Source organism: Hadarchaeum sp. (SeqCode) (assembly GCF_038871235.1).
In the GTDB taxonomy this organism is placed as follows: domain Archaea; phylum Hadarchaeota; class Hadarchaeia; order Hadarchaeales; family Hadarchaeaceae; genus Hadarchaeum.
This window is the reverse complement of record NZ_JAVZIN010000008.1, coordinates 45,588-64,186: the sequence shown is the minus strand read 5'-3', so window position 1 is coordinate 64,186 and position 18,599 is coordinate 45,588. Positions and strand designations below refer to the sequence as shown.

The following is an 18,599-nucleotide window of genomic DNA, read 5'->3' as shown; positions in this document are numbered from 1 at the left end:
TGATGTTGTCGCGCCCATTTCGTAGGGGAAACAGATGGATCCCTTTGATATCATCATGCGTGGTGTAGAGGAAGCGGTCACGGTTGATGAGTTGCGTCAGCTTCTTGCCAGCGGAAGGTTTTCCGCCTACTGCGGTTACGAGCCCTCAGGCAAGATTCACTTCGGGCATGCGCTAACCGTTTCAAAGCTCATTGATATCCAAAGAGCTGGAGGCCAAGTCACGGTGCTATTAGCCGATTTACACGCGTTTTTGAACCACAAGGGCACTTTAGAGGAGATCCAAAGGGTGGCCGAATATAACAAGCACTGTTTTATTGCACTTGGTCTGGATCCGAAGCAAACAAAATTCGTTTTTGGCTCAAGCTTTCAACTAAAACCAGAATATGTATTGGATGTGCTCAGGATGGCCACCAACACGACCATTCTTAGAGCGCGCCGAGCCATGGCGGAAATAGCCCGGCAGACCAAAGCCCCCGACGTTGCACAGACAATCTACCCCCTTATGCAGTCAGTAGACATAGCCCATTTAGACGCTGACATAGCGGTTGGAGGAATAGATCAGCGCAAGGTACACATGGTAGCCCGAGAAAGACTCCCTGAACTAGGTTATAAAAAACCAGTATGCCTTCATCTCCCGCTACTTCACGGTCTGGACGGGGAGGTAAAAATGTCGTCGAGCAGGGGTAATTTTATCGCGGTCGATGACGATCCCGCCGTCATAAAACAGAAGGTGGCGAAGGCTTTCTGCCCGCCGAAGACGGTGAAGGACAATCCAGTAATTGAGTACGCCGAGTATTTTGTTCTGCCGGCTTTGGGAAAACTCAGCATCGACAGGCCGGAGAAGTATGGTGGTCCAATTGAGATAGAAAATGCAACCGAGCTTCGGAAGATCTATGCCTCTGGCAAGCTCCATCCGGCGGACCTTAAAACAGCTTTGGCTGAGGCCATCGTGAAAATTTTGGCTCCGGTCAGGGATTACTTTGCAAAGAACCCGGGGGCAAAACTTGAATTGCCCGATTGATCCCACCATATAGCCTCCAACGGCAAAAATTTCTCTTTTTAAGTAAAGAACCCATAATTAAATGCCGGGGGCAGGAGTTTGCGGTTTAGGCCGCGGTCGATATCAATCACTTCTGGTAAGGGAGGGACCGGAAAGACGACGCTGACAGCCAACCTCGGAATTGCGCTGGGAGCTCTTGGCAAGGACACGACCATTTTGGACGGAGATCTCGGCATGGCCAATTTAGCGATAGTGTTGGGTATGCACAAATGCGAGCTTTCGTTTTTGGACGCCTTAACGGGTGAAGCTGAGGTTAAGGATGTGATTTACAGAAATTATGGGATAAAAGTAGTGCCGATGGGTTTCCGTTTCGAGGATGCCCATGAGGTTCTCACTAAGGTTAAGCGTGAGCGGGTGGAGGAAGTCATAAGAGAGCTGTTAAAACAGACCGAGTTTCTCCTCATTGACGGAGCGGCAGGAATTCAGGACGCCACGATTATTTCAATCGCGGCCGCAAGGGAGATGATACCCGTCTGTAATCCCACCTACACCAGTTTGGTCGATGCTTACAAGATAGTTAGGCTTGCCAACATTTTAGGATCTTGGACTCGCGGTATAGTGGTTAATCGGACGGGGAAGGCCGCCGACCTTACTCCAGATGAGGTGGAAAGTTTCTTGTGCCGCGCACTTGGTGCTTTGCCCATTTTATCTGAGATACCTGAAGATCCTAAGGTTCAGGAGGCAGAGCTTGCGGGAGTACCTGTCGTGGTTTACGAGCCCGATTGTGAAGCTTCGGTGGCAATAGGAAATTTGGCCAAGCTGGTGGCGGGGGAAGCCAACCTACCATACGTCCCATATGAGGAACGCGCGGTTGCCGAGACCACCGCTAGGTTGGTCCGGGCGTTAACTGGTCGCAATATCTGACGAGTTTTAAGGTGCTAGGCTTGTGAGAAGAAGCACGGCTGTAACAAAGACCATTGTAGCGGCGAGGAACCCGACGGCGATACCAAACCGCGGTAGGGTGAGGTAAAGCGAAATGGCAAAGAAAACGTTCGATATCATAGCCAGAACCACACCCCGCGTCAACTCGGCAGCAGAATCAAGCCCCCGATGCAAATACTCTAAGAAGATTACCGCAGCCGTCCGGATGGGGGCTCCTGCGAGGATACCACCAGCCGTTGGCCCCAAGATAGAAGCTACAAGCAAGGCACCAGCTACCAAGATCCCACCGACTACGAAGTCAAACAGCACGTACCTCATGTTGAGCTTCATTTTCAAAACCTCCCAATAATTTTCGATGTTTAATTTTAAGCTTCTTCTTGATGATACCTTGACCAGCTTTTTTATCTTCATCCGGCGCCATCAGTATTGTGGTCAAACTTTCCATTATAGTTCCAACTTATAACGAGGCAGAAAATTTAGAAAGACTGGTCGATGGTATTTTTAACACCCTCAAAGGCGTTGATTTTGAGTTAATCATTGTTGATGATAACAGCCCAGATGGCACGGGGAAACTTGCGGACGAGTTAGCTTCAAAGAACAAAAATGTGGCAGTGGTTCATAGACCGGGGAAGCTGGGACTTGGGACAGCCATACTCGATGGGGTGGCCGTCTCACACGGGGAAATTATCGGTGTCATTGACGCGGATTTGCAGCATCCTCCGGAGGTTTTGAAAACAATGTTGAAGCGAGCCGAAGAGGGTGCCGATATAGTTGTGGCCTCTCGATACGTTAGTGGCGGTAACATTGAAGGTTGGCCGCTGTTAAGAAAAATAATTTCAAGGGGGGCGCTTTGGTTGTCTCATCTTTTTCTGCCTCAAACAAAAAATGTTAAGGACACCCTTTCCGGCTATTTTCTCTTCAAAAAGAACGTTATTGAAGGGGCCGTGATTGATGTTAAGGAGTTCAAGATGCTCATTGAAATTCTAGTGAAGGGGAAGTATTGTAAGGTTGTCGAAGTTCCGTACACCTTTCGGACTCGGGCAGCGGGTAAGAGCAAATTGGGTACAAAGCAAATATTTAGCTATGTGAGACAGTTGCTCCGGCTGTCGGATTATAGGATATTAAAATTCATGGCCGTTGGTGTTTCAGGAATAGTTGTTAATAACGGAATACTCTGGTTGCTGGTCACTTCGGCGTTCATGTCGCCGTTTTTCGCCGAAATATTTTCGATTGAGTCATCTATCCTCAGCAACTTTACCTTGAATAACTTCTGGACATTTAGGGGCAGAAAATCGGGAGGGATTATTTATCGGCTGTTGAAATATCATGGGTCCGTGTTGGTGGGCGCAGTTGTCAATTATGTGGTTTTTCTATTATTGTTAGCCGCCGGTCTGCATATTTTGGTGGCGAACACCATCGGCATCCTGCTCGGTTTCATTTTCAACTACCTCTTGAGTGAAACTTTTGTTTGGAGATGGGTTTGAGGTGAAACGGTGCGGTTGGTAAAAATAGACCAAGTGGATGAAAGACACGCTATCTGCGTGATAGTTGCCATTTTTTTAGTCGTAGTTTTTGCCTGTTTTAGCTTTGATCTAGCTGCAAGGATGGAGGGCACTTCCGGGTATGTTGCAGATGAGACTTGGTATGTCATCTCTTCCAGAAACATCTTAAGAGAAATTTTCGGTGTTCAGCCAGGTTATGTTGATCCCATGGGTAGATATAATTACACGGTTTTTTTTAAGTCGTTTTCAGCCTTGAAGGAGGACAATGAAAGGTTCAGAGATTTTATCAGGACTAGGTTCAACGGTGTCGTGACTAAAGATTATGAAAAGGTACCTGCGATTTCAGTAGCTACTGCCGAGGAACTTGATCGTAACATAATTTTTGAAGCTTTTCCACAAGTCAAATTAATTCAAAGCGGATATTGGTATCCAGATGTTTCTGGTGCCGACACTTATATGAATGCCGAGCACCCGCCGCTGGTGAAATACTTAATCGGAATTTCAATGCTTTTGCTAGGTGACCAACCAATGGCGTGGAGAATTCCAGGGATAGTTGCCGGAGCGCTGGCACTTCTCGTGACTTATTTTTTCACCGCCAGATTGTTGGGCAATGGAGTAGCCGCGCTGCTAGTTTTTCCGCTGGCCCTAACCGATCCCATTTTGAGGGCAATGTCCTCTGTGGCTATGCTTGACATCTACGTGGCATTTTTCCTCTCCCTTTCGCTGTGGTTTGCGTTGCGAAGAGGTTACCTTTTATCTGCGGTTTTCATCGGGCTAGCTTCAACTTCAAAGTTCACCGGATTATTTTCAGTTGCAGCACTTTTTTTGTTAATGGTTCTCCGGAAATCCAGCGTTAAAAAAACGATCTTATATCCTTTCGTAGTGCCCCTTTTAATTTGGTTTGGTTTCAACATACCCTTAGTAATCAAATGGGGCGTTCAGGGATGGATTCGAGAAATACAGATCGGACTGCACTGGTTTTTGACGTCAAGACCACCCGGACCGGCAGTTTCTGATCCTTGGGGTTGGTTTGTAAACCAAAGTCCGTTTACATTAAATCTTAACCCAGATGTAGCCGCTTCCGTCAACCCAGCGGTTTACCTTTTAGCCATAGTTTCATTATTCCTCACACCGTATATTGCTTACAAGTTGAACCGCGATTCCATAATTCCCGCCTTGTGGTTCCTACTCACTTTTCTTGGTTATGTTGCAGTTTATCTGCTTGGAAACAGAACTATGTACAGCTTTTACGTTGTGACTCTTTCCGTGATGGCTTATGCGTTAGCGACCGTTTTCTTGTTTTATCTTTTGACCTTCCTAGAGAGCTGCTCCAAATAGTTTTTATTGTTTTCGACTTTATGCGAAAGTTAAGCCTTTGTTTTTTCCCTTAAAAAGGGCGCAAGTGTTTGTTTTGGTTGAGGTAATGCGGATGATGCGGAGCGGATGTTCAAATTGGAAAAAGCCACTCTTCTTAGCGATAGCGTTAATTTTGGTCATTGCCTTAGTTTTCGCTCCAATGGCTTCCGCCGCCAAAGATTCAGATAGTTCGAAGAGAGATCACGGCAACGATAAAAAAGACGACAATTTGGCCAAGGAAAAGAAGGACAAGAAAAATGATGGGGATAATAACGGTGTAGAGAATGTTACACCTATTGATAATATAATCGATAACAATTTGGAGCAGGATTTTCCAGATGAATCTGACAACGATATTGGGGATTTGTTTGATAACGCTAATCAACCGGACAATGGTTCTGAACAGTTAGAAAATGTTTTTCTTTCAGACCCTGTTTCTCAAGAGGACAATGTTCAGGATCAGCCGCAAACTGATGATGGGCTGGACCAGTTAAATGACAGTAACGGTGATTATTCGGAAGAGGAACAGCCACTCAGCCAGCCGGAAGAGGAACAGCCAGTTGGCAGCACAGATTACCAAACTCAAGACTCACAAAATGTTTTAGAGCTGGAATCGAAAACGGATATCTATGAACAACCATCAGAAAATCAAGTTGATTTCGAGAGTTCCCCAGACACGGCCGATGCTCTAGTTCAGGGGACGGATAGCGACCAAGCTGAGCAAACAAACGATTTGTCCACCCATGAAGATGCAGAGATTTCTCAGCAACAGCAAGCAGTTTTGGAAACTGCTCCGCAGACAGGAACGGTTGGTTTCAAAATTTGGTTTTCAGAAGAGTTGTCTGTTCTAGGCTTGGGGCTGGGTACATTTTTGGTTGTTAGCTTGGCTCACGCCAAGATTCAGCAGAAATACATGCTTCAAATCTTAAAATTAAAATCCACAGTTTCAAGTTATTTCATTTCTACCCGTAAAGCTCTGGAAAAAACTTATTTGGTTCATTTGCATTTTGGCAAGATAAAGTGTAGAGCTGGCTTCACCAAAGAGGAGGCGCTGGCTTTCTTCAGAGAGTGCCAGCGAATACCAATTTCTTTCAGCAACCATTACTGATTTTTTTTAACAATGCTTTTCGAAAACCCGAACCCTCAGTCAAGAAATCAATCAATTATTTCCCAAAAGAGCACCACAATTTATTCGTGAAAAATTAAATCGACGCACTCCGCAGGTTTTTTCATTTTTTTCAAAATGATTTTAATTAGAAAGAAATTCTACACAAGTAGTGATGTTGAACAACCTACTAATTGAGATTTTGGAAGGGGACATTACCAAACAGAAAGTGGATGCCATATGCAATCCCGCGAACAGCTTGCTTTTGATGGGAGGTGGAGCCGCTGGGGCGATTAAAAGGGCCGGTGGCGCTGAGATCGAAATGGAAGCGATGAAATATGCTCCAGTCCCCGTTGGCAAGGCCGTAGCTACTGGCGCTGGTAAGCTTAATTCCAAATGGGTGATTCATGCGCCGACCATGGAGCGTCCGGCGATGCCAACCACAGCAGAAAAAGTTTATCGGGCAACAAAGGCGGCCCTGCTTTGTGCCGATGAAGTTGGTGCTAGAGATCTGGTTATTCCTGGAATGGGCACCGGTGTTGGAGGTGTTTCCACTAAAGATGCTGCGGAAGCCATGATGCGGGCGATAGCTGAGTTCAAGTCCAAGGCTAAATCCTTAAAAAGAATCATCCTCTGTGACATTGACAAAGAAATGGTTGAGGCTTGGAAAAGATCTAAACTTGGGAAGGTTTGATAAAGGTCTAAGAACCTAATTGAGTGGATTCTATGCGTTTCGTCGATTCCCACACCCACATTTATCTAAGAAGCTTCCAAGATATCGAGACCATGTCAGCAGCAGGCATTGAGGGCGTGGTCGTTTGTTCATATTTTCCAGTAAAACCTATCGGGCCAAGCACGCTGGTTGACTTGCATCGATGGCTGACTGAATTAGAGCCAGAGCGCTTGAAGAAATGTGGGATTTCAGCGTTGGTGGCTGTGGGTATCCATCCGAGATCCATACCATCAACTGGTGTTCGTGAGGTGTTGGACCACATCTCCTCGCTTTTTGATTCCGGAAAAGCTTTGGCTTTGGGGGAAGTTGGATTGGAAACAGCCAGCAATGAAGAAGAAAAGGTCCTGTTAAGGCAAATTAGTCTAGCAAAAACTTATGATTTGCCAATGATATTCCACACACCCAGACAAAATAAGGCCCAGATATTTGATAGATTACTGAAATTGATCAAGGGGCAAAAAGTGGACATGACAAAAGTTATCATCGATCATCTGACGGCAGACTTGGTTGCCCGTGTAAGAGAGCTTAACGCCAACGCAGGGATAACCGTTCAGCCGGGAAAGATGACCGAAAAAGATGTGGTTTCAATTGTCGCTTCAGCTGGCGTGGAGGGCGTCTTGATAAACAGCGATCTAAGCAATCAACCATCGGATCCGCTAACGCTACCGAAAGTTGCCCGGGCTCTGAGCGAGGCAGGTACAAGTAAAGCAGATGTGGAAAAGGTCACCTACTTTAATGCCAAAAAAATTCTGAAGTTCTGAGTAATGTTTTATTACTAACACAGGTAGACGATGTTACGGTTTAGTTATGATTCGGCTGGAGGGACTTACTAGAAAGTTCAATGGACTGACGGCAGTGGATAACCTCACTTTTGAGGTCAAGGAGGGCGAGATATTTGGACTTTTGGGCCCCAATGGTGCGGGCAAGACCACGACTGTTCGGATGTTGTGTTGTTTAATTAGGCCAACCAGCGGCCGGGCCTTTATCGGTGATTATGAGGTTGGCCGAGATGCCATGAAAATCAGAGAGATGGTTGGCCTCCTCCCCGAATCACCTGGACTTTATGGGGAACTCAGCGCGTATCGCAACCTCGATTTTTATGCTAAACTTTACGGTGTTCCGAAGAAGAAGCGTGAGGAAAATATTGAACGTTTTCTGAAGATGATGGGCCTTTGGGAACGCAAGAATGATCCCGTCGGCACCTTTTCTAAGGGTATGCAACAGAAGATTGCCATAGCCAGATCGATGGTTCATGAGCCAAAGGTGCTCTTTTTGGATGAGCCAACAGCAGCACTGGCACCGGATTCTGCCAAAATAGTCAGGGATTTCATCTTGGAGCTGAAACACGAGAAGAGAACCATATTCATCTGCACGCATAATCTCTATGAGGCAGAGAGAATCTGCGACCGGGTGGCGATAATCAATACCAAGTTGATAACCTTGGGTTCACCAGCCCAGCTTCAGAGAGAATTTGGCTCCGGCAAAACTGAAATCCAGCTTAAAAATTTAGGAGCAAAGGTAGTGAATGCAGTAAAAAGAGTTAAAGGGGTGCTAAAAGTCGACGTCTCCGGCGACAAACTGTTCGTCCAGTCAAGAGATCCCGAAACAGTTAACCCAAAGGTGGTGGAAGCGATAGTGAAAAATGGCGGAAAAGTCATTTACGTAACTCGAGGTGTGCCTGGTCTGGAAGAGGTCTATCTGAAGATGGTGGGCAAAGATGAGGTTTGACCGGGTTTGGGAGATCGCCAAGAAGGACATGGCCAGCGTGAGAAGATACAAGTATGTTCTATACGGTTTGGTGGTCATGCCTCTTATCTTTGCAGTCGTAGTACCTATCGCGTCTATTTTACCAATTTTAAGCTCGGCGGATTTATCCGGAGAGCTGCCGCCGTTTGCCACGCCAGGATATGATCTGAAACAAGCGACGATAATGGGTTTAGTTTCAATGTTGAGCTTATTTTTTATGTTCATTCCCGCGTTTGTACCTTCAGTGATAGCCTCCTATACTTTTGTCGGTGAAAAAATTAACCGGCAGCTCGAACCACTCCTAGCAACACCGACGACAGATTCTGAGCTCTTGCTGGGCAAGGCGCTTGGGGCTTTTCTTCCAGCAGTAGGGGTCACCTTCGCCTCTTTTGCCGGTATGGTTGTTTTGGTTGACCTTCTAACCTTTCCGCTCTTTGGATATCCGCTGTTGCCAAATCTACTTTCATTGGTTGTTCTTTTCATCTACTGCCCTCTGATAGCGGTTCTTTCAGTTTCGGTTTCTGTGTTTATTTCCTCCAAAGTGAATGATGTCCGTGCCGCGACGCAGCTCAGTGGAGTTACCACGATACCTGTATTAGGATTTTACTTCCTGTTTTTGGGTGGATTTCTGAGACTAAACTGGGTTGAGCTGGCTATATTCGCGGCGCTTTTGATTTTTGCCGATTTGGGTCTCTATTATCTGAGCAAGATGACATTCCGTAGAGAGGAAATTCTAACTAAATGGAAATAGAAAGGTGATTGGTTGAAGTACTCCGAGTTCAAAGCACCCAAGGGCGTCATAAAGGTCGAACTCTCGCTTTCAGATGATAATACCATCTCCAAGATCTCGTTAAGCGGCGATTTTTTCATTTATCCTGAAGAGGCACTGGAGCATCTTGAAAAAAGTCTTTTAGGAATCAAAGCAGAATTTAGCAGTTTGATGTCGGTAATTAAAAATTTTTATCAAAAAACCGGGGTATCGACTCCGTTGATTGGTCCTGAGCACTGGGTGGAAGCAATTTTGAGAGCTGTGAGGAGTTGATTTGATGAGATGGAGATTACTGCCTTTACGGGTGGATGATGCTTTCACGAGCATGGCAATTGACGAGGCCCTACTGCGGCTCAACTCGGAGGGAAAAGCACCCAATACGGTTCGATTTTGGCGCTGGTATCCATCCGCAGTTTCTCTGGGCTGTTTTCAGAGCTTGGAACGTGAGGTCGACTTGGAAGCGGCTAGGCGACATGGGGTTGATGTGGTCAGAAGAATTACTGGGGGCGGTGCAGTTTTTCATGATTATCACGGGGAGCTGACTTATAGCGTGGTCTGCAGGGGGGATGATTTGCCTCGCGACATTATTGAATCTTACAAGGTAATTTGTGGCGGGATTGTCCGAGGTTTGGAAAATTTGGGGCTTAGAGCCGAATTCAGGCCCATTAATGATGTCCAAGTGAACGGTAGAAAGATCTCTGGAAGTGCCCAGACGAGGCGATGGGGGTCGGTTCTCCAGCATGGAACAATTTTGATCTCCCCAGATATCAGGTTAATGTTTGAGCTCCTCAAGGTAAGTCCGGAGAAGATATCGGATAAGTTCATTTCCTCCGTTTTTGAGAGAGTGACCACAGTGGAACGCGAGTTGGGTAAGAGACCAAGTTTTGAGCAGGTTAGGAAAGTGATGACAGAGGGTTTTGAAACTGCCCTGAATGTTGAGCTGTCGGAGGAAGAAATGGAAAAAGCCGAGTTGGATCTCGCCGCTGAACTTCGACCCAAATATGCTTCACAAGAATGGCTGAGGAAACGTTAATGTCGTTCAAAAATGGAAAAGCTTTATCCGTAAAACTGAAGCATCGCCGTGAACTTCTAGCCTGTTATCCCCATCCAGCGTTTACCACCATATCCATCACTGGTGGAGATTGCGCGTTAAGCTGTAAACACTGCGGCCGCCATTATCTGAAAAGCATGATTTCGTGCACCACACCGGCCACTCTGTATGAAAAATGTCTTGAACTCTCTTCGAAGGGCGCGGTGGGGGTTCTTCTCAGTGGTGGTTTTAATGTCGAGGGTTATGTTCCGTTTGAGCCTTTTTTAGACACTATAGAAAAGATAAAGGAGCAAACCACTCTCTTCATCAGCGCTCACACAGGATTAGTTCCAGAGTGGCTTGCCAAGGAAATGGGTCGTGCGGGCGTCGACTTGGCTGATTTTGATTTAGTCGGTGATGACAGCACAATTAAGTCGGTTCTTGGTCTTCAAAAAACAGTTAAGGATTATCGGAGCTCGTTGAGTTCCCTGACTAAGCATATATCTTATGTGGTACCGCACATCTGCGTCGGGTTGCATTTCGGCAAATTGTTAGGTGAGTTCAGAGCTCTGGAGTTGGCTTCAGAGGCGAAACCATCTCTACTAGTTTTACTCGTCCTGTCGCCGACATCTGGAACTGTCTTCGAAAAGCTGGCTCCACCCTCGGTAGAAGTTTTCAAAAAAGTGGCTATTGAAGCGAGGTTGATGTTCCCAGGAATTGATATCGCGCTGGGCTGCGTGCGACCTCGTTTTCACAACCGTCATGAGCTGGAACTCGCCGCACTTCAATCGGGCGTGGACAGGATCGAGCTACCCGACGAACGAACTCTTGAAGCGGCTCGGAAAATGGGAATGGTAGTTAAAAGACTACACGCCTGCTGTTCAGTTCCGGATGACGTGGTTCAATCATGATCCTAACTGTTAATATTTTACAGATTGAATTAGTTGAAGGTGGCGCGACTCCATGCATGAACGTCAGCAAGGCTTGACCAAGGTGAGGGTGGCTTTTGGCACCGGGGTGTTACTTGAGCTATGGCGAGGTAGATTGGTGGAGGCCCCAACAACAGCACACTTTCTCACTTATTTTGAGGGCAGGTGCCGTGGTAATTGTAGGTTCTGCCCGCAAGCACGCGAGAGTACGGCAGACTTGGAGATGTTGTCGCGTGTCCTCTGGCCTAAGTTTGACCTAGAATCGGTTTTAGCCGCGTTGAAAAAAAATTCAGAAAAATTCAAAAGGGTTTGTATTCAGGCGGTCAATTTTTCCGGCGTGGTTGAGGTAATCTGTGAACTGGTTGCACGCCTAAGGGAGGTCTGTGACCTGCCAGTGTCAGTCTCTTGTCAGCCACTTATGCTTGAAGACTTGAAAAAATTGGCCAGCGTTGGAGTGGAGAGGGTTGGCTTGGCTTTTGATGCCGCAACTGAAGAGATCTTCAGAAATGTCAAGGGTTCTGAATATTCTTGGAAGGGTCATATGGAAGCACTGAGAAACGCCAAGGCGGTCTTTGGTGACAGAGTTTCAACCCATTTGATCGCTGGTTTGGGGGAGACGGAGGAGGAAATGGCCCAGGCTTTCCAATTTTTCCATGATAACGGTATCACGGTGGCTCTTTTTGCCTTTACCCCCATTCCGGGAACTCCTTTCTCCAAGCGCCCCCGGCCTGATGTCGCTAGTTATCGCAGGCTTCAGCTGGCCAGGTTTCTGATAGCTAATGACCTTAGCAGGGTGGAGAACATGAATTTTGAAGAAGGCCGCATCTCAAATTTTGGCGTGGATAACGAATTGCTTGGAAAAATTATAGAGTCCGGTGATCCTTTTGTTACTTCAGGCTGCGCCGGATGCAATCGCCCTTTTTATAACGAGTCCCCTCGCGGCCCAATTTACAACTATCCTCGAAAACCAAGCCGAAGAGATATCGAGGAAATTAAAAAATTGTTAAAATCTGAGCCGCTGTAATTCTGTCGACCCCAAACATTTAAGTAAAGCGCGCAAAATTTAGCAGTTGAGGTGATGTTTGAATGTCAGAACATGAGGTTCGTGAAGGACTTTACTACAGCAAAGAGCATGAATGGTTAAAAGTGGAAAATGGACAGGTTCGGGTTGGCGTCTCCGATTACGCTCAGGACAAACTCGGGGATGTGGTTTATGTTGAGCTACCCGTGGTTGGTAGACAGGTCAAGCAAATTGGAGAACCGAAGAGCCGCGACATGGAACTGGGCGCGGTTGAGTCAGTAAAGGCCGTCTCAACGGTCTACGCCCCCATTAGCGGCAAAGTCAAAGAGGTGAACACAGTCCTTCAAGAACGCCCTGAATTGATTAACACCAGCCCTTATGATGAGGGTTGGATTTGCACCATCGTTCCTAGCGCGCTTAATGAGGAGCTTAAGTTGCTCATGGATGCCAAAGCTTATTCCGAATATCTGAAAAAACTCGAGTAACTGGTGAAAATGGTTCATCCTTTCATACCAAATACGAAGGAAACTCGCGAACAGATGCTTCGCGAGATTGGGCTGTCAGATGTTGGTGAGCTTTTTAAAGATATTCCGCAGGAGGTAAGGTTGAAAAAAAAGTTAAACTTACCTCTGGCGATGTCAGAACTGGAGGTCGCAAATCACGTTAGGATACTTCTTTCCAAAAATAAGCCTTTCACCAAGATGCCTTCCTTCTTGGGTGGTGGGGTCTGGCCCCATTATGTTCCAGCTCATGTTCGTCAGATTGTGAAGCGCTCTGAGTTTTTAACTTCTTACACGCCCTATCAACCAGAGACCAGTCAAGGGATGTTGCAAGCCCTTTTTGAGTATCAGAGCTTAATTGCCGAGCTAGTCGGGCTTGATGTTGCTAATGCTTCGATGTATGACTGGGCAACTTCACTCGGTGAGGCGGCTCTGATGTGCGCCAGAGTGACAGGAAGGAGCAGGTTCATTGTTCCGAAGATTATCGCCAAAGATCGCCTTTCAGTTCTTACGAACTATACCGCGGGCCCGTCCCTTGAAATAATGGAAGTTGGCTACAACACGGAAAGCGGCCAAGTGGATTTGAATCAGCTTGATCAAATGGTGGACAAAAATACGGCCGGAGTTTATGTGGAGAATCCAAGTTATTTAGGCTTTATCGAGACGCAGGTGGAAGAGATTGCCGAAGTAGCCCACAAAAATGGCGCTCTATTTGTGGTCGGTGTTAATCCAATTTCTTTAGGTCTGCTGAAAGCACCCGGAGATTATGGGGCCGATATCGTTATAGGGGAAGGACAGCCTCTAGGGAATCCGGTCTCTTTTGGCGGCCCTACTCTTGGGATATTTGCCTGCCGTGGTGAACAAAGGTTGTTGAGACAGCTCCCTGGCCGCCTCATCGGCATGACTAAGACCGTTGAAGGTGGCGCCCGCGGATTCACGATGGTTCTTCAAACACGTGAGCAGCACATCAGACGGGAGAAGGCCACATCCAATATATGTTCTAATGAGGCGCTCTGCGCGGTGGCGGCGGCGGTATACTTGGCCACGCTAGGGCCAAAGGGCCTGCGTCAGCTCGCGGAAGTCTGCGCGTCCAATGCGAGCTATTTGATGAAGCGCTTGGGCGGTATTGATGGATTAAAAGTTCCGATTTTTAAATCGCCGCATTTTAATGAGTTTACCATTCAGTGTGCGGTTGGTAGTGTGGTTCAGCTTAATGTTGAGTTGCTTAAACGAGGTATCCAAGGTGGAAAACCGCTCTCCAGAGAGTTTCCGGAGCTGGGTGAGTCAGCTCTGATCTGTACTACAGAACTTCATTCCAAGAAGAATTTGGATGATTTTGCTGAAGCCGTGCGAGAAATTATGGGGGAGAAAAATGAATTATCACCAAGCTCGCTGGGTCTGTGAATCTGGTTTAGAGCCGTTGATTTTTGAGATGGGGAGAAAAAGTGCCAAAGGTAGCCTGTTGCCGAATGTGGTCACGCCCGATTTTAATATTCCGGAAAAACTGTTGCGAAAGTCGATCGATATCCCGGAACTATCTGAGCCCGAGATCGTGAGGCACTACACTAGGCTATCGCAAATGAACTTCTGCGTTGATACGGGATTCTATCCGCTTGGCTCGTGCACGATGAAGTACAACCCCAAGATAAACGAAGAACTGGCTGACTTGGATGAGGTGGCGAACATTCATCCAGATCAGGATGTGGAAACGGTCCAGGGGGCTTTGGAGATCATGTATCGTCTTGAGAACTTTTTGTGCGAGATAACTGGCATGTCTCGAATGTGTTTGCAGCCGTCGGCAGGCGCACATGGTGAGTTTTTGGGGTTGTTGCTTGTTCGCGCCTACTTTAAGTCAAAGGGGGAAAAAAGGAAGGAAGTCATCGTGCCCGATTCTGCTCACGGAACCAACTTTGCTAGCGCTGGTATGGCAGGATTCAATGTTATTGTAGTTCCCTCGAACAGCCGCGGGAGGGTTGACCTAGAGGCGCTCCGAGCGGCGGTCTCAGAAAACACTGCAGCACTGATGATGACAAACCCGAACACCCTGGGCCTCTTTGAGGACGAAATTCTAAAAATAGCCCAAGTTGTTCACGATGTCGGCGGCCTTCTATACTATGACGGCGCCAACCTGAATGGAATCATCGGAAAGGCGCGTCCCGGCGACATGGGTTTTGACATAGTCCACTTAAATCTTCACAAAACTTTTTCTACACCCCACGGCGGCGGCGGACCGGGCGCTGGACCTGTAGGTGTTGTCGAAAAGCTTGAGAGGTTCCTGCCAGTGCCAGTGATTGAATACGATGAGAAACGTGAACGTTTTTGGCTCAACTATGACCGCCCCCACTCGATAGGTAAAATAAAGTCATTCTTCGGTAATTTCGGGGTGCTAGTGAAAGCTTATGCCTATATACTCTCCATGGGTGCTGATGGTTTGGAGGAAGCAGCCGAGACAGCCGTTCTGAACGCCAATTATCTGATGAAGAAGCTCAACGACGGGAAAAGTTTCAAAGTTAATTACGATGGCCCCTGCAAGCACGAAGTGGTCCTCAGCGCCGAGCCGCTTAAGAAGGAGACTGGGATAACGGCCAAGGATGTCGCCAAGCGGCTGCTCGACTTTGGGGTTCATCCCCCGACATACTATTTTCCCCCAATAGTTCCAGAGGCCCTCATGGTCGAGCCCACCGAAACTGAGTCGAAAGAGGAGCTGGATAGGTTCATAGAAGCGATGAGGATTATAGCTCGGGAGTCGAGAGAAGACCCTGAGAAGGTTAAATCTGCACCAGTGGCAACCGCGGTTGGCAGGCTTGATGAGGCGAGGGCGTCGCGTGAGCCAATTTTGACTTGGAAAATGTACCAAAAGTTGAAGAAAGAGTAATGCCTATTTAAAGTGTTCGTAGCCCCTGTCTTCCAGTTCATCTATTTTTTCTCCAATTTTGATGAACACTCCGCTTCCTTCGACCGCCATGCCAATTGGTGTGGCTTTTGTTCCAGTACGTTTGAGGGCGGACTTAACACTTTCCCAGAATCTCGGTTGGGTTGCAAAGATCAACTCAAAGTCCTCACCACTATAAAGCGCGAACTCGTCGATATCATAACCATATTGTGCGGAGAATTTTTTGACCAAACGATGAACTGGTATTTTTTCTCTGTCTATAATAATTTTGACACCACTTTCCCTAGACAAGTGCCAGAGGTTGGCGGCAAGACCATCAGACACATCTATAGCTGCTTTGACGTGACCACTTCTGGCCAGCGCCATCCCTTCCATCACCCGAGCCTTCGGCTCTAGCTGTGCTTTTACAAGTTCCCCATAACCCTTAGCAGGAATTTTTTCCATGATTATTTTTAGCCCGGCAGAGGCAGCACCAAGCTCCCCCGTAACTGCCAAAATATCTCCTTTTCTTACCCCCGATCTTCTGAGGAGTTTGTTTTTGTCGGCAAGACCAAAGGCCGAACCGGCGATAGTGATTTCTTCGGCTTCATCGAGATCACCCCCCACAACGTATGTCCCATATTCTTTCGCCGCAGATTCCATTCCTCGCATAATTCTCTTAACATATCCAAATTCGAGTTCTCTGGGCAAAGCCACGGAGAAAGCGAGGCCTAGCGGCTCGGCACCCATTGAGGCCAAGTCACTGAGGTTAACCACAACGGACTTTATCCCTATTTGTTCAGGTTTCATCCCCGCAGGAAAATGAGTGCTAGCCACCAGCATATCAGTCGTAACCACTAAGCATTTTTTACCGGGCAAATCTACGGCTGCCGCGTCGTCACCTATGCCGATTCTGATTGATTTTCCCTTTCTGAACGTCTTCCTCGCGGTTTCGACGAGGACCTTTTCGCCAACTTCTTTGAGCTTCACCCCAATCACCTAAAGCAGTGGAAGATTTCCTGTGATCTGATCCAAAATTTCATTGGGTGCTGGTCCAATTCCTAGAGCGGTGACAGTTCCAGGAGCAAGCTCCGTCAGTCCAGCGTCCACGACAAGCATGTTTGGTAGGCCAAGTTTGTCGGCTTTTTTCTTTAGCTCTCGAAGTTCACTTTCACCCCCCACCTTCACAACAACTTTCTTTTGCCCCTCAGAGAACCAGTTATGGAACCATCCCCTGTGTTTTTTTCTGGTTTCTTCGGCAGCCCCGACCGAACCGTGGGCAACTTGGGCGGCTAGCTTTCCAGGACTCATTTCTATGTCGATCCTCACCACGATCACCTGTTTATACTTAAACATCCAAGCCACCTTCAACCAGTGGTCGACTCTCCACGGATGCTGCTTTGTAAGTCTGTTTCTTTTTTCGGTTTACGGAATCTGCAGAGAATTTGATTTTTATACCAAGAGAGGACGTCAAAACCTCCGCGCAGAAAGGCCGCAATTGCTAAGATGATGGAGACTATCAAGGTCGCCAGCGTGAAAGACTCGAGTGAAAGGGTGCTTAGACCGGGTATTGAGATTACATAACCCAATAAAGCCCCCATCATGGCGCCTAAACCCAAGCTAGTGCCCACTCGGGACCAGAAATCGAGGTGTTCCCTTTTTGGGTAAAGCACTATTGAAAACAGGAAACCGGGCAACAGCACCAAGAAAACACCAAGAATGACATAACCAACCGCTTCCAGCATGGCACCACTCGTTAGCGTTATCTAATTGTAACCTAAAAAATGATGAGGTAACCAAATGGAAACTGACGTCCTAATTGTTGGCGCAGGGCCGGCGGGGTGTTTTGCCGGGAAAATCTTGGCAGCGCGCGGGCTCAGGGTGGCGATAGTCGAGGAGCACTCCGAGGTGGGCAAACCCGCTTGCTGTACTGGCATAGTGGGCGCGAGTGGCCTTGGAGAGCTCGGTATCAAACCCGGAAAATGGGTGTTGGGCAAGTTAAGAAGAGCCAAGATTTATCCCCCTTCTAATGTCCCCATTGAATTGACAAGAGGGAAAGTTGAGGCGTTGGTGATAGACCGGGTGAAATTTGACCGTTCGCTAGCCGATGCCGCGGTCAAGGCCGGCGCGGACCTAGTTTTGAACAAAAGGTGTGTTGATATTGCGTTCAATGATGGGCCAATGGTAAAAACCCAAGATGTGGATAAGTTAAAAGCTCGGGTTGTGATTGGAGCTGATGGTCCACTTTCCGTTGTTGCTCGCAAGTCAGGTCTTTTGGTCAGCAATGAGTACATCAAATGTGCACAGGTAGAGGCGGAGGCGGACCTAGATAACGGCGTCGCTGAAATTTATCTAGATAACAATTTTTCACCAGGATTCTTTAGTTGGATGGTTAAAGCCGGCAGGGTTGCCAGAGTGGGCCTAGGCGCTAAGAGTGGCAATCCAACTCGATTGTTTAAAAAATTTCTTTCCGAGCACCCAGTAGCTTCCAAAAAGGTTGGTAAAACTATCTTCAGCCGATGCACGGGTGTGATCCCGAAATGTATGTCCCGTAAGATTCAAAAGGGAGCGGTGCTTCTAGTTGGGGATGCCGCCGGGCAGGTTAAGCCGCTCACTGGCGGAGGCATTTACATCGGTTTGTCCTGTGCCAAACTTGCGGCCGAGGCCGTGATAAACGCTCTCGAAAGCGGCAGAATGGAAGAACTTGAGTGTTACCAGGAAGCGGTCATGAAAAAGTTCGGCACGGAGTTCAGCGTTGGCATCCAGATCAAGAAATTGTTTGATCAGATGTCAAATGAGGATCTTAATTTTTTATCCACCTTTTTGATGGATGAGGAAGTCAGAGAGACGGTGTTGAAAAATTTTGATTTTGACCATCACGAAAAGTTAATCATTGCGCTGGTTGCAAAGGCGCCAGAACTCTTGAAATCCATCGGGATTAGAAGAGCATTGAAATATTTCAAGTTTCTCACTTAACCTAAAAAAAGCGGCGGGGATTTCGACCCCTCCAATACTCTCCTAACGAGCTCGCGAACCTCGACCACCTCGCTTGCTCGCCATTTTTTCTCGTCAGGGTCTTCTTCCCGCAGCGTTT

Annotated in this window: 21 protein-coding genes; 17 read left to right on the top strand and 4 right to left on the bottom strand. The window is 47.3% G+C overall.

Annotated features, from left to right (window positions below; translation table 11 throughout):
* Positions 1-34: 34 nt before the first annotated feature.
* On the top strand, positions 35-1,021 hold the full coding sequence (locus tag QXT02_RS05070; RefSeq protein WP_342812316.1) for a tyrosine--tRNA ligase: 987 nt from the start codon (positions 35-37) through the stop codon (positions 1,019-1,021).
* A 78-nt stretch (positions 1,022-1,099) separates the two neighbouring features.
* Positions 1,100-1,924 carry a cell division ATPase MinD gene (minD, locus tag QXT02_RS05065; protein WP_342812314.1) on the top strand — a complete coding sequence of 275 codons (825 nt, stop codon included), beginning with the start codon at positions 1,100-1,102 and terminating at the stop codon, positions 1,922-1,924.
* 6 nt (positions 1,925-1,930) lie between these two features.
* On the opposite strand, the gene QXT02_RS05060 is transcribed toward minD, so the two are convergent.
* A complete protein-coding gene (locus QXT02_RS05060) occupies positions 1,931-2,353 on the bottom strand; it encodes a DUF3147 family protein (protein ID WP_342812312.1) in 423 nt (140 codons plus the stop codon).
* A gap of 17 nt (positions 2,354-2,370) precedes the next feature.
* Between QXT02_RS05060 and QXT02_RS05055 the strand changes: the two genes are divergently transcribed.
* From QXT02_RS05055 to gcvPB, 14 genes are all read left to right on the top strand, one after another.
* Positions 2,371-3,426: a glycosyltransferase family 2 protein gene (locus QXT02_RS05055; protein WP_342812311.1), complete on the top strand. Its 1,056-nt coding sequence runs from the start codon at positions 2,371-2,373 to the stop codon at positions 3,424-3,426.
* Positions 3,427-3,435: 9 nt separating this feature from the next.
* Complete coding sequence (locus QXT02_RS05050) at positions 3,436-4,782, top strand: glycosyltransferase family 39 protein (RefSeq protein WP_342812310.1); 1,347 nt, start codon at positions 3,436-3,438, stop codon at positions 4,780-4,782.
* A 73-nt stretch (positions 4,783-4,855) separates the two neighbouring features.
* Entirely contained in the window at positions 4,856-5,908 is a 1,053-nt protein-coding gene (locus QXT02_RS05045) for a hypothetical protein (RefSeq protein WP_342812309.1), read from the top strand.
* 199 nt (positions 5,909-6,107) lie between these two features.
* Positions 6,108-6,599, top strand: a complete 492-nt coding sequence (locus QXT02_RS05040; protein WP_342812307.1) for a macro domain-containing protein — start codon at positions 6,108-6,110, stop codon at positions 6,597-6,599.
* A gap of 32 nt (positions 6,600-6,631) precedes the next feature.
* The gene (locus tag QXT02_RS05035) at positions 6,632-7,399 is read left to right on the top strand and encodes a TatD family hydrolase (RefSeq protein ID WP_342812306.1); all 768 of its coding nucleotides are present in this window, start codon (positions 6,632-6,634) and stop codon (positions 7,397-7,399) included.
* Positions 7,400-7,445: 46 nt separating this feature from the next.
* Positions 7,446-8,366, top strand: coding sequence for an ABC transporter ATP-binding protein (locus tag QXT02_RS05030; RefSeq protein ID WP_342812305.1), 921 nt, complete (start codon positions 7,446-7,448; stop codon positions 8,364-8,366).
* Positions 8,356-9,135 (top strand): ABC transporter permease subunit, encoded by a 780-nt coding sequence (locus QXT02_RS05025; protein WP_342812304.1) that lies wholly within the window; start codon positions 8,356-8,358, stop codon positions 9,133-9,135. Before QXT02_RS05030 ends, QXT02_RS05025 begins: the two co-directional genes overlap by 11 nt.
* Before the next feature lie 12 nt (positions 9,136-9,147).
* Entirely contained in the window at positions 9,148-9,426 is a 279-nt protein-coding gene (locus tag QXT02_RS05020) for a lipoate protein ligase C-terminal domain-containing protein (protein ID WP_342812303.1), read from the top strand.
* Between the two features lie 4 nt (positions 9,427-9,430).
* Positions 9,431-10,186, top strand: a complete 756-nt coding sequence (locus QXT02_RS05015; protein ID WP_342812302.1) for a lipoate--protein ligase family protein — start codon at positions 9,431-9,433, stop codon at positions 10,184-10,186.
* Positions 10,168-11,094 (top strand): radical SAM protein, encoded by a 927-nt coding sequence (locus tag QXT02_RS05010; protein ID WP_342812300.1) that lies wholly within the window; start codon positions 10,168-10,170, stop codon positions 11,092-11,094. Before QXT02_RS05015 ends, QXT02_RS05010 begins: the two co-directional genes overlap by 19 nt.
* Positions 11,095-11,146: 52 nt before the next feature.
* A complete protein-coding gene (locus tag QXT02_RS05005) occupies positions 11,147-12,136 on the top strand; it encodes a radical SAM protein (protein ID WP_342812298.1) in 990 nt (329 codons plus the stop codon).
* A 62-nt stretch (positions 12,137-12,198) separates the two neighbouring features.
* A complete protein-coding gene (gene gcvH / locus QXT02_RS05000) occupies positions 12,199-12,618 on the top strand; it encodes a glycine cleavage system protein GcvH (RefSeq protein ID WP_342812297.1) in 420 nt (139 codons plus the stop codon).
* A gap of 9 nt (positions 12,619-12,627) precedes the next feature.
* Positions 12,628-14,037, top strand: coding sequence for an aminomethyl-transferring glycine dehydrogenase subunit GcvPA (gene gcvPA / locus QXT02_RS04995; RefSeq protein ID WP_342812295.1), 1,410 nt, complete (start codon positions 12,628-12,630; stop codon positions 14,035-14,037).
* Positions 14,006-15,508, top strand: a complete 1,503-nt coding sequence (gcvPB, locus tag QXT02_RS04990) for an aminomethyl-transferring glycine dehydrogenase subunit GcvPB (RefSeq protein WP_342812294.1) — start codon at positions 14,006-14,008, stop codon at positions 15,506-15,508. The genes gcvPA and gcvPB overlap by 32 nt, the downstream gene beginning before the upstream one ends.
* A 3-nt stretch (positions 15,509-15,511) precedes the next feature.
* Here the strand turns inward: gcvPB and thiL are convergent, their stop codons facing one another.
* From thiL to QXT02_RS04975, 3 genes are read right to left on the bottom strand one after another with little or no spacing between them, the layout of a single operon-like run.
* Positions 15,512-16,495 (bottom strand): thiamine-phosphate kinase, encoded by a 984-nt coding sequence (gene thiL, locus QXT02_RS04985; RefSeq protein WP_342812292.1) that lies wholly within the window; start codon positions 16,493-16,495, stop codon positions 15,512-15,514.
* 9 nt (positions 16,496-16,504) lie between these two features.
* Positions 16,505-16,861, bottom strand: coding sequence for a peptidyl-tRNA hydrolase Pth2 (gene pth2, locus QXT02_RS04980; RefSeq protein ID WP_342812291.1), 357 nt, complete (start codon positions 16,859-16,861; stop codon positions 16,505-16,507).
* A gap of 11 nt (positions 16,862-16,872) precedes the next feature.
* Positions 16,873-17,250 (bottom strand): hypothetical protein, encoded by a 378-nt coding sequence (locus QXT02_RS04975; protein WP_342812289.1) that lies wholly within the window; start codon positions 17,248-17,250, stop codon positions 16,873-16,875.
* Positions 17,251-17,305: 55 nt separating this feature from the next.
* On the opposite strand from QXT02_RS04975, the gene QXT02_RS04970 reads away from it, so the two are divergent.
* Positions 17,306-18,481 (top strand): NAD(P)/FAD-dependent oxidoreductase, encoded by a 1,176-nt coding sequence (locus QXT02_RS04970; RefSeq protein ID WP_342812288.1) that lies wholly within the window; start codon positions 17,306-17,308, stop codon positions 18,479-18,481.
* The last annotated feature ends 118 nt before the right edge of the window (positions 18,482-18,599 follow it).